11 protein-coding genes are annotated in these 15,038 nt (G+C 38.6%); 2 read left to right on the top strand and 9 right to left on the bottom strand.

From position 1 onward, the window contains the following. Window positions 1-151: 151 nt before the first annotated feature. The 4 genes from DUT68_RS14110 to rpe all read right to left on the bottom strand — a co-directional run bounded on the left by DUT68_RS14110 (window position 152) and on the right by rpe (window position 5,434). A complete protein-coding gene (locus DUT68_RS14110) occupies window positions 152-1,102 on the bottom strand; it encodes a D-2-hydroxyacid dehydrogenase (protein WP_113638859.1) in 951 nt (316 codons plus the stop codon). After that, window positions 1,102-2,169, bottom strand: a complete 1,068-nt coding sequence (gene serC / locus DUT68_RS14105; protein ID WP_113638858.1) for a 3-phosphoserine/phosphohydroxythreonine transaminase — start codon at window positions 2,167-2,169, stop codon at window positions 1,102-1,104. Before serC ends, DUT68_RS14110 begins: the two co-directional genes overlap by 1 nt. Before the next feature lie 151 nt (window positions 2,170-2,320). Next, window positions 2,321-4,759, bottom strand: coding sequence for a TonB-dependent receptor (locus DUT68_RS14100; RefSeq protein WP_113638857.1), 2,439 nt, complete (start codon window positions 4,757-4,759; stop codon window positions 2,321-2,323). A gap of 3 nt (window positions 4,760-4,762) precedes the next feature. Continuing rightward, window positions 4,763-5,434 (bottom strand): ribulose-phosphate 3-epimerase, encoded by a 672-nt coding sequence (gene rpe / locus DUT68_RS14095; RefSeq protein ID WP_113638856.1) that lies wholly within the window; start codon window positions 5,432-5,434, stop codon window positions 4,763-4,765. Between the two features lie 257 nt (window positions 5,435-5,691). Here rpe and DUT68_RS14090 point away from each other — a divergent pair, with 257 nt between their 5' ends. Beyond that, entirely contained in the window at window positions 5,692-6,237 is a 546-nt protein-coding gene (locus DUT68_RS14090; protein ID WP_113638855.1) for a hypothetical protein, read from the top strand. Window positions 6,238-6,299: 62 nt separating this feature from the next. Here the strand turns inward: DUT68_RS14090 and pnp are convergent, their stop codons facing one another. The 3 genes from pnp to DUT68_RS14075 all read right to left on the bottom strand — a co-directional run bounded on the left by pnp (window position 6,300) and on the right by DUT68_RS14075 (window position 9,887). Next, window positions 6,300-8,450: a polyribonucleotide nucleotidyltransferase gene (gene pnp / locus DUT68_RS14085; protein ID WP_113638854.1), complete on the bottom strand. Its 2,151-nt coding sequence runs from the start codon at window positions 8,448-8,450 to the stop codon at window positions 6,300-6,302. Between the two features lie 124 nt (window positions 8,451-8,574). After that, window positions 8,575-8,853 (bottom strand): 30S ribosomal protein S15, encoded by a 279-nt coding sequence (rpsO, locus tag DUT68_RS14080; protein ID WP_113638853.1) that lies wholly within the window; start codon window positions 8,851-8,853, stop codon window positions 8,575-8,577. Between the two features lie 827 nt (window positions 8,854-9,680). After that, window positions 9,681-9,887, bottom strand: coding sequence for a hypothetical protein (locus DUT68_RS14075; protein WP_113638852.1), 207 nt, complete (start codon window positions 9,885-9,887; stop codon window positions 9,681-9,683). 166 nt (window positions 9,888-10,053) lie between these two features. On the opposite strand from DUT68_RS14075, the gene DUT68_RS14070 reads away from it, so the two are divergent. Continuing rightward, window positions 10,054-11,448 (top strand): sigma-54-dependent transcriptional regulator, encoded by a 1,395-nt coding sequence (locus DUT68_RS14070; protein WP_113638851.1) that lies wholly within the window; start codon window positions 10,054-10,056, stop codon window positions 11,446-11,448. A gap of 251 nt (window positions 11,449-11,699) precedes the next feature. On the opposite strand, the gene DUT68_RS14065 is transcribed toward DUT68_RS14070, so the two are convergent. Beyond that, window positions 11,700-13,001, bottom strand: a complete 1,302-nt coding sequence (locus tag DUT68_RS14065) for a DUF3748 domain-containing protein (RefSeq protein WP_113638850.1) — start codon at window positions 12,999-13,001, stop codon at window positions 11,700-11,702. Between the two features lie 5 nt (window positions 13,002-13,006). Further along, window positions 13,007-15,010 carry an FG-GAP repeat domain-containing protein gene (locus DUT68_RS14060; protein ID WP_113638849.1) on the bottom strand — a complete coding sequence of 668 codons (2,004 nt, stop codon included), beginning with the start codon at window positions 15,008-15,010 and terminating at the stop codon, window positions 13,007-13,009. Window positions 15,011-15,038 lie beyond the last annotated feature (28 nt).

The raw sequence follows: 15,038 nt of genomic DNA, 5'->3' as shown, positions 1-15,038 counted from the left end.
CAAGGGATTGCTTCGTGCCTCGCAATGACGGAAAATCTAGTCCGAATGCAGGCGCCTCGCAATGACGGGGAGCGAGTAATAAAAATACTTAAAAAAACAAAAGCTCGTGATTAATCAAATCACGAGCTTCCTATGATAAAGCAGTTAATTGTTAACCTTTAAAATGGTCAATAATTAAGTTTGCAAGTTCGGTACCAATGCGCTCTTGAGCCTCATTAGTTGAAGCGCCAATGTGCGGCGTTAAAGAAATTTTAGAATGAGCTAAAATAGCTGCAGACGGTGTAGGTTCGTTATCAAAAACATCTAAACCTGCAAAAGCAACCTTACCAGCATCCAACGCTTCAATTAAAGCGGCCTCGTCAATTGTGCCACCACGTGAACAGTTCACAATGCCCACTCCTTTTTTCATTGCTGCAAACTCCTCCGCTCCCAAAATTGGTTTATCAGCGAAAGGCGTATGTAATGAAATGAAATCGCTATTAGCAATCACTTCTTCCAACGACACGGTGCTTACCGGGATATCTACTTTTATGCCTAATGTTAAGTTTAAAGTAATGTTTCCGCTGAAAGGATATAAATCGTAAGCTAAAACATTCATACCTAAACCTAAAGCTACTGCAGCTGTTTCTCTACCAATACGTCCGAAACCGATGATACCGATAGTTTTACCACGTAGTTCGATACCTTTAGCATAAGCCTTTTTTAGATCATTGAATTTAGTATTGCCTTCCACTGGCATTTTGCGATTAGCATCCTGTAGGAAACGTACACCAGTGAACAAATGAGCAAACACCAATTCAGCAACAGACAAAGACGAGGCAGCAGGTGTGTTTACCACCGCAATACCTCTCGACCTAGCGTAATCTACATCGATATTATCCATCCCAACACCACCTCTACCAATCAATTTCAAATTAGGACAGGCATCAATCAAATCCTTTCTAACTTTAGTAGCACTCCTTACGGTTAAGCCATCATAATTTTGAAGTGCTTCCACTAACTGGTCCTGAGGCACTGTTTGCGTCTCAACAGTGTGTCCAGCATCTTCTAATAATTTTTTTCCTATTGGATCTATGCCATCATTGGCAAGTATTCTAGCCATTATTTTTTATATTTTTCTTCAAAACTTTGCATTAATTCAATTAGCGCATGTACGCTAGTAATAGGCAAGGCATTGTACATTGATGCCCTAAAACCACCTACACTTCTATGGCCTTTTAAACCTTCAAAGCCATTTTCGTCAGCAAATTTTGCGAATGGTTTTTCCATTTCTGGATCTTCCATTACAAAACAAACGTTCATACGTGAGCGGTCTTCCACGGCACAGGTTCCTTTGAACAAGGTATTTCTGTCAATTTCAGCGTAAAGCGCCTTCGCTTTGGCAATGTTTTCTTTCTCCATTTCTGCTACACCACCTTTTGATTTTAACCAACGAAGGTTAAGCATTGCCGTATAGATAGAAAATACTGGCGGCGTATTGTACATTGAACCACCATCAATGTGCGATTTGTAATCTAACATAGATGGGATAGCACGACCAGTTTTACCTAAAATTTCATCCTTGATGATTACCACGGTTAAACCTGCTGGACCAATATTTTTTTGTGCTCCAGCGTAAATCAAATCATATTTAGATACATCAATTACCCTACTCATAATGTCAGATGACATATCGCAAACTACTGGCACGTTAACTTCTGGAAGTTCAAAAAGCTCGGTACCGTAAATCGTATTGTTTGAAGTATAGTGGAAATAAGCACTGTCTGCAGGAACTTCGAAACCTTTTGGAATGAAGGAATAATTGGAGTCTTTTGAAGATGCTACAATGTTAGCTTTACCAAAGAATTTCACTTCTTTAATAGCTTTGCTTGCCCATACCCCTGAATCTAGGTAAGCAGCGGTTCCGCCATCAGGCAATAAATTCATAGGAACCATTGAAAATTGTAGGCTTGCTCCTCCTTGCAATAACAGTACGGAATATCCGGAAGGTACATTTAAAAGTTCCTTTACCAATCTCACTGTTTCTTCAACTACACCATCAAATTCAGGTGAACGATGCGAAATTTCTAGAATTGATAAACCGTCTTTAAAATCAAGTACTGCAGCAGAAGCTTGCTTAAAAACTTCTTGCGGTAAAATACAAGGACCAGCTCCAAAATTATGTCTCATTTTTATTTTTTTTGATTGCCGTAAAATTAACACTTTGACATTAATTATTTAGTTTTTTTATCAACCAAATAACCAACATGACAATCGTTTGAGAAAAATTAAAAATGAAGTGCTAGTATTTTAACCAATTACGATGTAAAATTAACATCGACTATTTAGTTTTTAGTTTAAAAATAAGCTTGAAATTAACCTGACGACCAGTTAAGTAATTAGGTATACCGTAGCTGATATTGTTCACATCTTTTAACCATAAATAAGACACCGTGTTATTGATATTCAACAAGTTAAACACTTCTGCATACGCAATAACAGATGTAAAATACCTACTTAAAAATTGTGGTTTCCTTTTAGCTTGTTCATCCAAAAAGTCGTTAGAAAAGCCAATATCCACCCTTCTGTACGCAGGGATACTAAAATTATCGGTATAAGTACTTACGAACGGCGAACCTACCGGCAGTTTTGCACCATAAAGTAAATTCAAATGCACTTTGTAGGTAGGACTTTTGAATAATCTATCCTGAAAAAACATCGAAAAATTAACCCGTTGGTCTGTTGGTCTTTTTAAATAGCCCGGATAAATTGTTTGGTTTTGTCCATTAGCGTCTTTCTTCACGTAGCTGTCTCCAATGATATCTTGATCAGCGCTTAAAACCGACACCCTAAAGAGCGACATCAAGTCCTTAACCAATTCGCCACTCACAGAAAAATCAGCACCATAAGTGCGACCTTTTGCCGTTTGATCCGCTAAATATTTAATACGTACATTATCTACAGTATAGGGGATCATCCGGTCGGCATATTTATAATACACCTCAGATGTAAATTTAAGCCTTGTACCCAAACCAGTAAAGGCAAAATCATACCCAGCAGAAACATTGTAAGAACGCTGGCTTTTTTGGTTTAAGAACAAGGAACCATCCACCCCCCTAAGGCTGCGATAACTTGGTGGCTGCTGATAAATGCCGGCAGTAAAGTGCCAAAGCTTGTAATCTTTTGGACGGTAGATGAATAGCAAACGTGGGCTTACCAACAATTCCTGGCTTAAATCGTTATAATTTATCCTTGCTCCGAACTGAAAATCAGCTTTGCTAGAAATGGCATAACTATCTTGCAAATAAGCAGAAATGGTATTTACTTTCAGTTGGTTATTGGAGAAAATCGCATTTTCAAAAGTGAAAGAATTGGTGTTAGCTGGCAAAATATATCCAGCAGAATCAATATAATTATATTCGTTAATTTTATCGATATACTTGGCCTGTTCAAACCTTGCGCCATAGGTTAAACTATGTTTCCCTGCACTTTGCTCAACCTTAATTTCGCTGCTGGCAAAGGTAGAATTTAAGCTATTTCGAGCATAGCTGTAGTAACTTCCCAACCCCCTATTTTTACGCACTGGCCCAAACTGACCATCGGCAAAATCGTTATCTATGCCTTCAAAAACATAATTTCCATCAATATCGAAACGTTCTCTTTCCACAATTTCGAAATAACTATTGATCCATTTGATAGCAATATTGCTCTTCGGATTAAATATTCCTGTTACGGCACCTCCATAAGTATGATAATCGTCGACCTCTTGCCCTTCGTAATCTACCTTTAGCCTTATTGGTGTGTTAATCGTTCCAAATTGAGTTTCTCTACTTTCTGGGATTAATTTGAAGCTACCCGAATTGAAGTTAAGCAGTGTATTGATACTAAATTTTTTACTGAAATTATATTGGTAAAGCGCCTGCAAATCGTTAAAATTTGGTCTGTAGCTGCCTCTTACATCTTGAGTGCCTAAAATATTACGATTATCTTTACGTCTGAAACCAAACAACAAGTGACTATTTTTGAAAGTCTTCTTAGCAGTTGCCGACAAACCCATTAAGCCCGCTGTTAAAACATATTGATTGCTGTCTGGCTTATCGTATCTCACATCCAACATAGAGGACAACTTATCATTATAACGAGCATTAAAGCCACCCGCAGAAAAACGTGCTCTAGTTACAAAATCAGGATTGATAAAACTTAAACCTTCCTGTTGACCATTTCTGATTAAAATGGGCCTGTTAATTTCAACGTCATTTACGTAAATAAGATTCTCATCAAAATTGCCTCCACGAACGCTATATTGAGAACTTAACTCATTATTAGTTGACACGCCGGGCAAAGTTTTAAGTATCGATTCAAAATTCATGGACACGGTAGGCAGGTTACTCATCGTCATTACATCAACCTCCTGTGCATTATTAAGCTGATTGGCTTTATTGGTCACCTTTACTGCCTTTAGTTCTTTTACATCTGGTCGCAAAACGATGTTTTTAACCAGTTCAGCACCTTTAGCAACGGTTAGTGCAACCGTTTCTGTTTTGTAACCTACAAGCTTAAAACGCAAGCTAAAGTTTGACAACCTAGATTGGATACTGTATTTTCCTTCATTATCTGTAGTAGTAGTGGCCGCTAAGCCTACTAAACTTACCGTCACTTTTGGTAGAGGTTCGTTTTTATCGTTAACAACTACACCAACTACTTTGGCTAAAGGTTGTTGCGACCAAGCAGTTAGGCCAACAAATACTGGCAGTAACAAAAGAAATAGCTTTTTGAACATTATTTAGATGCTTTGCGTGTTGATTTGAACGTTTTTTAATTCAGCAATCATTTGCGTAGGACTTGGCGCTGCAAAAACCGCATTACCGGCTACAAAAACATTGGCACCTGCTTCAATTAAAGATGCAATATTTTGAATGCCCACACCACCGTCAACCTCTATGTATAAATTAGGATTGAGCTGCAGCGACATTTGCTTCAATTCAGCCACTTTATTTAACGTTTGCGGTATAAATTGCTGACCACCGAAGCCAGGATTTACCGACATCACCAAGGCCAAGTCAATATCCTGCAAAATATCTTTTAGTAATTGTACTGGTGTATGTGGATTTAAAGCAACACCAGCTTTGCATCCTACTGATTTGATCAACTGAATGGTACGATGCAAATGGGTACACGCTTCGTAATGAACAGTGATGATATCAGCCCCAGCTTTTGCAAAATCGGCAATGTATCTATCCGGGTCAACAATCATCAAATGCACATCGAATGGCTTTTTAGCGTGTTTTTTCGCTGCTGCAATTACTGGGAATCCGAAAGAAATATTGGGTACGAAAACACCGTCCATGACATCAACATGAAACCAATCAGCTTCACTTTCGTTAATCATTTCTACATCACGTTGTAGGTTGGCAAAATCTGCTGATAATATGGACGGGGCTATTAAGTGTTTCATTTGGCTTTTTGGTTACTGCTATGCACAATGCAATGTTAAATTATGTTATAAGATTGCTTCTTTAACGACTTTGTTAAATCAATAGCTCGGTTGAAACAATCATCGCAATTTACAAATTCTTTGATAATAACAATTATGGCAAAAAGACAAACCGTACATTAAGTTATAAATGATCTTAAGCTAAGGGGTAACAAATTTCACTTCGAGTTGATATCACATAAATATCAATCAAGTATTAACCTTTAAAATAAGAAATCATGAAAAAGTCTATTCAAATTATCGGAATGTTAGCTATTACGCTTGTAACCTTTTTTGCCTGTAAAAAAAACGAAGTGGAACCACAGAAAGAGGATCGATTTTCGGTGAATATGCAAGTAGCAATTAAAGGTGGTGAAGAAAACGCAGTTATAATAGGAACTAAAGCAGAACTTAAGGCAGCACTAACCGAAAAAGAAAAAACAGTGTATCTTAAAAAAGTTTCGATTAACAATAATGTGTTTATACCAATTGTAGGCCCAGTGAAAGACCCTAATGGTTTATGCTGGGATGAGATTAATGCTTACGTAGATGCTCACAGGGCAGAATGGCAGGCCACTGCTAATCAAAATTGCCAAACTATTTTGGTATGCGTTACCTGCCCTAATTCCGGCGGTGGCTTATATATAATGTATGCATTTAAGCCTACTTCTCCAAAATGTATGGTTTACGAACAATTTGAAATGCAATACAGTTTGGCTGCCTTTAACTTTGGTGATAACGAGTTAGAAAGTGAAGCGATAGCTAATTTTATAAAAAGAAGGTAAGGTAATAAGCAAAAGAGCCATCCATTTAGGACGGCTCTTTGTGTTATTTGAAATGCTACTTATTAACCTTGTGGCGCAGCTGGAGCAGCACTTTCAGGTTTTGGAGGGCGAGGCAACAATACTTTACGAGAAAGTTTCATTTTACCTTGCTTATCGATATCCAACAATTTCACTTCAATGATTTCGCCTTCTTTCAATACGCCATCCATAGTTTCTAAACGTTTCCAATCAATCTCAGAAATGTGCAACAAACCATCTTTACCTGGCATAATTTCTACGAATGCACCAAAAGGCATGATAGATTTCACTTTACCAGTGTAAACCTCACCAATTTCTGGCTTAGCAGCAATGGCACGGATACGAGCAACAGCTGCATCTATTGAAGCTTTATTATCAGCAAAAACCTCTACGATACCTTTGTTATCCACCTCTTCAATAGAGATAGTTGCGCCAGTCTCGCGTTGCATTTCCTGAATAATTTTACCACCTGGGCCAATTACCGCACCAATAAACTCTTTATCGATAGTTAAAGAAACGATACGAGGTGCATGTGGTTTCATATCAGAAGCAGGTTCAGCGATAGTTTTGTTCATTTCACCTAAAATGTGTAAACGACCATCTTTTGCTTGCAACAATGCTTTGGTTAACACTTCGTAAGACAGACCATTGATTTTCAAGTCCATTTGACAAGCTACGATACCATTTTTAGTACCAGTAACTTTAAAGTCCATGTCACCTAAGTGATCTTCATCACCTAAAATATCTGATAAAACAGCATATTTTCCAGTTTTCTCATCGGTAATTAAACCCATTGCAATACCCGATACTGGAGATTTGATTTTGATACCAGCGTCCATTAATGCTAAAGTACCTGCACAAACGGTTGCCATTGATGAAGAACCGTTAGATTCTAAAATATCAGATACAATACGGATAGTGTAAGGATTTTCAGCTCCTGTAGGCAATACTTTCTTCAACGAACGCATAGCCAAGTTACCGTGACCTACTTCCCTACGACCAACACCTCTGTTAGGACGAACTTCGCCAGTTGAAAAACCAGGGAAATTGTAGTGCAACAAGAATTTGTTATAACCATTAATGAAAGCGCCATCAATCATCTGCTCATCATCTTTACTACCTAAAGTAACTGATGTTAATGATTGAGTTTCGCCACGGGTAAATACCGCCGAACCGTGAGCTGCCGGCAAATAACCAACTTCACTCCAAATTGGACGGATTTGTGTAGTTGTACGACCATCTAAACGGATGCCTTCATTTAACAACAAGTTACGTACGGCATCGTACTGCACATCATGGAAATAATGTTTAGCCAAAGCTTTAGTTAAATCTGCTGTATCTTCAGGGAAAGCATCTAAAATTTCGTTGATGATGGCAGTAAAGCCTTCAGAACGCTCATCTTTACCTAAACCAGATTTAGCAATAGCATAAACTCTGTCGTAAGTTTCAGCATAGATTTTTTCTTTTAAGGCCTCATCGTGATCTTCGTGGTTGTACTCACGTTTTACAGTTTTTCCAGTTGCTTCTGTTAACTCCAACTGAACGGCACATTGTACTTTGATTGCCTCATGAGCAAATTTCAAAGCTTCTACCATCTCTTCTTCTTGGATTTCATCAGCCTCGCCTTCTACCATCACGATATCGTTAGCAGAACCAGCCACTACGAACTCCAATGTAGCTCTTTCTAAATCGCTTAAGTAAGGGTTAATTACCAACTTACCGTCAATTTTTGCTACACGAACTTCAGAAATAGGACCATTGAAAGGAATATCAGACACTGCTAAAGCTGCAGAAGCCGCCAAACCTGCCAAACAATCTGGCATTATATTTTTATCTGCCGAAATTAAAGAGATCATTACCTGCGTGTCAGCATGGTAATCATCAGGAAATAACGGACGTAAAGCTCTATCTACTAAACGAGAAATTAATACTTCATAGTCAGACAATTTAGCCTCACGACGTAAGAAACCACCTGGAATACGACCAGTAGCGGCATATTTCTCTTGATAATCTACCGATAAAGGCAAGAAATCAGTACCTGGTTTAGCACCAACAGTTGACACAACCGTTGCTAACAACATGGTATCACCCATTTTTACTACCACAGCACCATCAGCCTGTTTTGCTAATTTGCCTGTTTCAATTTCAACAATTCTTCCATCGCCCAAATCGAACGATTTTTTTATTACATTCATTTAAAAAAAATTATGGTGTGTTTCCTCTTTTTGCACACCGGTGTTTATATATACGTTTATACGTTCTTTTGTTTGCAAAGCAAAAAAGCCACCCGCAATTGGATGGCTTTATTGATAAAAGCTCTTATTTAATGATATCTCTTAGCGATAAAGCTTTGATGATAGCACGGTAACGCTCAATATCTTTTTTGTAAAGATAAGCTAAAATACCACGACGCTTACCTACCAATTTTTGTAGTGCTAATTGAGTAGAAAAATCTTTACGATTTTTTTTCAAATGCTCTGTTAAGTGGGCAATACGATAAGTAAATAAAGCTACTTGACCTTCTGCAGAACCTGTGTTAGATGCTGCTCCGCCGTGTTGATTAAAGATTTCGGCTTTCTTTTCTGGACTTAAATACATTACTTGAATAATATTAAAGTGAATTTAAATTAATTAATTGCTTGCAAAGATAAGCTATTTTTCTGATTACTGAAATTGTTGAATTGATTAATTGTCAAATTGTTTTTATCGGTTAACTGTTTGAACTACTGAATTTTGTTCAATCATTCTTTTTTGAAAAGCAAGGCATTGGTTCTTGGATGCTTCAGCCCTGCTATCCGTTACAATCTTTTTGTTGGAACTGCCTTTTTCATCATCGTCATGCTGAGTTTATCGAAACATCTATTAACCAGCAATCCTTCGACAGGCTCAGGATGACGCCAACAAAAAGTATTTTCACTCCTATCAGGTTTAATTAACATCAACTCGTACTATGCACAAGCTTTGACAAACCTATATCGAGCTTGCTAGAGGTTTGTCAAAGCTTAATGCACAAACAGATTAGCTTTGCTGTTCCGGATTTAGGAAGCTGGATTTAAATTCGGATTACAAATCCGGAGATAGTGCTTCGAGATTACAAATCTCGAAGAGCGAAACAATTAGCACTATGCGCAAGCTTTGACAAACCTATATCGAGTTTGCTAGAGGTTTGTCAAAGCTTAATGTACAAACAGATTAGCTTTGCTGTTCCGGATTTGCAATCCGGAATCCTTATCCACGGATTTAAAATCCGCCCCTGCGCATTCCAGATTTAGAAATTGAATTTTAAATTCGGATTACAAATCCGGAGATAGTGCTTCGAGATTACAAATCTGGAAGAGCGAAACAATTAAATAATCTACGCTGTGTTTTTGAAAGACACTTAGCAATTGCAGCATTTCGGCATTTTCCTTGTCGAAAGACATAGATTAGCTATGGCTTGGTTTACGGATAAGAAGACCTTTACCCTGTGGTTGTTTTAATGGCTTACCTCCATTAAGCTGCACAGCAGTACGGTTCAGTTGCAACAAAGTAAATATTTTTTGCTCTGCAGATTTACGTAAATATAGCGTCTCTCGCTCGGCGAGTATGGTCTCACGAGGAATACTGATATCGTATATTTTTAATCTGCCCATTAGTCAAAAATACGAAAATACTTACTGAATTAAAAGTGCTTGTTTGGCGAGCATAAAAAATTCAAACAACTTTTGTATCTCAGGGTTATAAAAGCAAATTGTACAAAAAACTATACATTTCAGAAAAAATAATATCTTCGCATAAGAAAAATAGCTAAAAACCTCTATGGCAAAACTACTAATCATTGATGACGAACGAGCGATACGCAGCACGCTTAGAGAAATATTAGAATACGAGAACTATGAAGTTGATGATGTAGACAACGGCATCGACGGATTAGAGATGATCAAAAAGAACGATTATAATTTGGTTCTTTGCGACATCAAGATGAATAAAATGGATGGCATGGAAGTGCTTGAAACAGCATTGGGCATTAAACCCGACCTTCCTTTCATTATGATTTCTGGACATGGCACTGTGGAAACTGCCGTTGAAGCTAGTAAAAAAGGCGCCTTTGATTTCATTTCTAAACCACCTGACTTAAACCGACTTTTAATTACTGTACGTAATGGTTTAGACCGCGGTTCCTTAGTAACGGAAACCAAAGTATTAAAGCGAAAAGTTAGTAAAACCCGTGATATCCTTGGTAATTCAGATACGATTGGCAAGATCAAAGAAACTATAGACAGGGTTGCTCCAACCGAAGCCAGAGTACTGATTACTGGTGCTAATGGTAGCGGCAAAGAATTAGTAGCCAGATGGTTGCACGAAAAATCAAATCGTTCAGACGGTCAGTTAATTGAAGTAAACTGCGCTGCAATTCCATCTGAATTAATAGAAAGTGAATTGTTTGGTCATGAGAAAGGCTCATTTACATCGGCAGTAAAGCAACGTATTGGGAAGTTTGAGTTGGCCAACGGTGGTACGTTGTTTTTGGATGAAATTGGCGACATGAGCATGTCGGCACAGGCAAAAGTACTGCGTGCCTTACAAGAGCACAAAATTACCAGAGTTGGTGGCGAGAAGGAAATTGACGTTAACGTTAGAATTGTAGCGGCAACCAATAAAGATTTGTTGAAAGAGATTGAAGACGGCAATTTTAGGATGGACTTGTACCACCGTTTGAACGTAATTAACATTCATGTACCGCATTTAACTGAGCGCACAGACGATATTCCGGTGATTGCACAAAGCTTTTTAGAAGAAATTTGCGGCGAGTACGGCATGCCTACCAAAAAAATTACGGATGGTGCAATGGAAGCCTTAAAACGCTTACCGTGGACTGGTAACGTACGTGAGCTGCGCAATATGATTGAGCGTCTAATTATCTTAAGCGATAAAACCATTACCGAACAAGACGTAGTTGCCTTTGCTAATCCGGGTGGCGGCACCAATGTTGGCGCTGGTACATCAAGCGGCTCTAGCGGACAAGGCGGAAGCTTTAATTACGATAGTTTCAACAATTTCCAAGAGTACAAGGATTTTGCTGAAAAAGAATTCATCAAGTTTAAATTGGAGAAAAATAATTGGAACGTTTCCAAAACTGCAGACGATATTGACATACAAAGAAGTCACCTGTATAGCAAAATTGAAAAATTTGGCTTGAAGAGAGCAGAATAGCGATGTTAACATTGTAATAAATAAAAGAGTTGGACCTAAAAACCCAACTCTTTTTTTTGGAAGTCAGAAAATCACATTGAGTTGAATAACTAATCCGCATTCTGGATTTTTTTGATTGATCATCAGCTATTTTTCCTTGCAAGTAACGGAGCCATTGAAGCAGCGGCTAATTTCAAAACGGTTTCGTAACTACTCCGCCACTTACAAAGAATATCTACAATAAATCCAATTAGATCGATAATTTGCCCTGATTAAATCTCCAGCAGGAAAATTTGCAAGAAAATACCATCGGCTGATTTTACGTATCTATTAAAAGCCAACATTTTACTATCATTAGACCACAATACAGCACCATTGAGTTGTTCAGGTGCTTCGTACTGCGGTGTTAATCTTGTGGATTTACCAGAGGCTATTGCGGTAATAAACACACTTTGATCAGCAATGTAGGAAATAAACAAACCATTAGGACTGATATTGATAGGGCTGGTGATAGAAAAAGAATTGTCTGTAACTTGGTTAACTTTACCTCCGTTTGGAGATACAGAAAACACCTGAATCAAACCCTTCTCATTTTCAGCTAAAAAGAAAATCAACGCACCATCTGGACTGCTCCGTAACCAATGCCTGGGACCTTGAACGCCCTTTTTGGAAAAGGTAATACGGCGCTGCTTCAATTCACTAGGAACTGCAGGCCTAGTGCGAGTTGTACCCGCGATATCTGCTCCAAAATCTAGTAAGGCAATATTTTCCGGAATATCAACTACAAAAATTTCGGTAATAGTAGCTCCTTGCTCATTCCTCACATTTCCTTGGTATGCAATTGCTTTTTGCTGCCGGCTTCCATCGGGTTTTAAATATCCATCCTTACCTATCCAACATTCATCAAAAGCCTTATCTATTTCATCCGTACCTAATTTTGGATGTTCCGTTACTTCGGCAGCCAACACAGCATACATTTCGCCATCATTATTTTCCAGATCGGTAGCTTTATTGACACTTACTTTTTTTGGAAACATCAATCCAATAGTGCGTAAATCCTTTACCGAATCGTCGGTTTTAGCCAGCTGCGCCATCACCTCATCGTTATACGTAAAACTGATCATTTGACCATCTCCACTCCACGAATGCGCATGCGTACCGCCCCGTAGAGCACCTTGTGTAAATGGTGAATCAAGCTGCCTAGCATCCATAAAAATAGGTTGCTGAGGGTTTTCCAAATCAATTGCTACACCAGTTCTACGAGTAAAATCATAAGGTTTTTGTTCATTTGCGTTGCGAATGCCGTGGATAAAAATTACACGGTTAGCTACCGGCGAAAAACTTGCTGCGCCAACACCTGGGCCAAACTGCGATTGATTAGGAACAGTATAAATGATTTTCTCTTCGGCAGTTTGCGTATTTACAATCCCAATGCTATCCGTGATTTTAATATCCCCATCATTATTTCTAGTATCAAAAACTATCCATTGATTATCCGAAGAAAACACTTGTCCGGTGTTTACGGTATGTCCGAAATTACTGAAAGTCAACTGAATGGGCTCTTTATCGAACATAAAACTTACTTTTTTTGGCTTTTTGGATTTAACATATAATAAAAATGTCCGTCTTCGGCACCTATCAACAAATCAGGGATACCATCTTTATTCCAATCTACCGTAGTTGGACTGGTATCATGACCTGCGAGCACCAAATCATCTAAATAACTTTCATCACTTAGTTGAACCTTTCCATTTTTGGCGCCAACATTTTTAAGGAAATTGGCATTTTTACTGTTGACTATCACATCCAAGGCACCGTCGCAATCCCAATCCACAATAGTAAATTTTCGGCGACCGCTTTGGCCAAATTTTCCATCATTTAGTTGAAGCGTACCCGGCAAGCTGTCTTTAACTGTGTGTTTCTGATCAAATGCAGCACCCTTTGTGCCTTCAAAGATACGTTTACCGGGCTTTAACCACAACTCATTGCCATCCTTATATCTTTCAAAAAAACTTAAATAACCGCCAGTATCAAGCATTACGATATCGGCAAGTTTATCCTTATTCCAATCTACCACAAAAGGTGTTGTACGCCACTGCGTAACTAACGTTTGTGGTTTTGGATCCCACCAGTTCCAAGAAGGTTTATGTGGAACAGTATTGGCAGGCCATTTCACTTTCACATTTTGTGCTTTGCCCAATTTAGGACTTTTGGCTGTGCCGATATTTTTATACCAAAGCACTTCACCAAAAATGGAGTTGACAACGATATCCTTTAAACCATCATTATCCCAGTCAGCAACGGAAACCGTCGTATAGCCCCATTTAGCTTCGGCAGGGCCTTGAATTGAGCCATTGCTGCCGGCCTGAATTCGGATTACTTTTCCATCGCTTTCTAAATATTTTGGTGCAGCCCATTTTGGCATACCATTGTTCATTCCCAAGTTTTCGATGAAACCGATATATCCGGCAGAATTCCCTACAATGATATCTTCATCGCCATCGTTATCCCAATCTACCCCTACTGGCGTAGCCAAGGCACCAAACTTCACATTATCTGCCTTTTGCTTAAAGTAAAACGGCGATTTGAACACAGGCATACCGTCTTTTACTTTGCCCGTATTTTCAATGAGTGCCACTCTCCCATCTTCATCTCCTACCACCAAATCAACATCTCCGTCTCCATCCCAATCTACGGCCGTTGGCAAAATCATTTCTAAATCCATTTTGATAACTCCCAACTCGTTGCTCAAATATCTTCCCTTGGCATATTTAGGTTTTTGCTTGGTTCCTATATTTTCGAAATAAGTCATCTTATCTAAAAATTCACCGCAAATGATATCTAAATCACCGTCTCCATCAAAATCAGCAAAGTTTGGAGAAGGTGCACCGTACACATCAATATCCTTTCCATCAGCCTTTAACCTACCTTTGTTTTCATAGTTGCCGTTTTTATTTTCAACTAGATATAGAAAGCCTCGAAGTGGCCCGTTTGTCCAAACGCCTTGTTTATTATAGGCATTATCCCAACCGTAATCACCCCAATCATCAATGCCCACAATGATGTCATCATCGCCATCAGCATCAAAATCAACAAACTTCCATTGATTAAAACGGTTGCGACCTTTCAAATCCTTAAGGATAGAATCAGCTGGAAATAGCTTCACTTTCTTTTTGCCTAAGTCGGCCTTAAAATTAGGCAATTCAACGCCGGGCGTAGTATAACGTGCTTTGCCGTTGTTGGTATAAGAAATTTGGATATTTTTTACCGCAGGGCCAAGTTTAACTGGCTTTTCAAATACCGGAATTTTATCTCCAGATTTATTTTCAAACAACCAAAGGCCGTTGAAAGGCTTATCAGGACAGGAAACTAAAAGGTCCATATCACCGTCACCATCCCAATCCACAGGAACCGGCCAAGCCCAAAGGCCAACCCCTAAATCAACCACTAAACCTGGGTTATTGTATTTCAATAGCTTTAATTTCGGATTATCCGCAGGCGTTACAACACTCGCTTTTTTAAAAGTAAAAGCGAAAAGAAGAAGTGCCACCAGCGCTGCAAAAGGTATAAATAGTTGTTTCATTTTGGATTGATTTCTCTTTGAGGTTTAG

Source organism: Pedobacter zeaxanthinifaciens (assembly GCF_003313335.1).
Lineage (GTDB): Bacteria > Bacteroidota > Bacteroidia > Sphingobacteriales > Sphingobacteriaceae > Pedobacter > Pedobacter zeaxanthinifaciens.
The sequence above is the reverse complement of the archived record's forward strand: the minus strand, read 5'-3'. Positions and strand labels throughout refer to the sequence as shown.

What these genes read in the sequence shown, in the direction of transcription:
- DUT68_RS14110 (WP_113638859.1), bottom strand. Translation starts at nt 1,102, where the DNA reads ATGGCTAGAATACTTGCCAATGATGGCATAGATCCAATAGGAAAAAAA.
- serC (WP_113638858.1), bottom strand. Translation starts at nt 2,169, where the DNA reads ATGAGACATAATTTTGGAGCTGGTCCTTGTATTTTACCGCAAGAAGTT.
- DUT68_RS14100 (WP_113638857.1), bottom strand. Translation starts at nt 4,759, where the DNA reads ATGTTCAAAAAGCTATTTCTTTTGTTACTGCCAGTATTTGTTGGCCTA.
- rpe (WP_113638856.1), bottom strand. Translation starts at nt 5,434, where the DNA reads ATGAAACACTTAATAGCCCCGTCCATATTATCAGCAGATTTTGCCAAC.
- DUT68_RS14090 (WP_113638855.1), top strand. Translation starts at nt 5,692, where the DNA reads ATGAAAAAGTCTATTCAAATTATCGGAATGTTAGCTATTACGCTTGTA.
- pnp (WP_113638854.1), bottom strand. Translation starts at nt 8,450, where the DNA reads ATGAATGTAATAAAAAAATCGTTCGATTTGGGCGATGGAAGAATTGTT.
- rpsO (WP_113638853.1), bottom strand. Translation starts at nt 8,853, where the DNA reads ATGTATTTAAGTCCAGAAAAGAAAGCCGAAATCTTTAATCAACACGGC.
- DUT68_RS14075 (WP_113638852.1), bottom strand. Translation starts at nt 9,887, where the DNA reads ATGGGCAGATTAAAAATATACGATATCAGTATTCCTCGTGAGACCATA.
- DUT68_RS14070 (WP_113638851.1), top strand. Translation starts at nt 10,054, where the DNA reads ATGGCAAAACTACTAATCATTGATGACGAACGAGCGATACGCAGCACG.
- DUT68_RS14065 (WP_113638850.1), bottom strand. Translation starts at nt 13,001, where the DNA reads ATGTTCGATAAAGAGCCCATTCAGTTGACTTTCAGTAATTTCGGACAT.
- DUT68_RS14060 (WP_113638849.1), bottom strand. Translation starts at nt 15,010, where the DNA reads ATGAAACAACTATTTATACCTTTTGCAGCGCTGGTGGCACTTCTTCTT.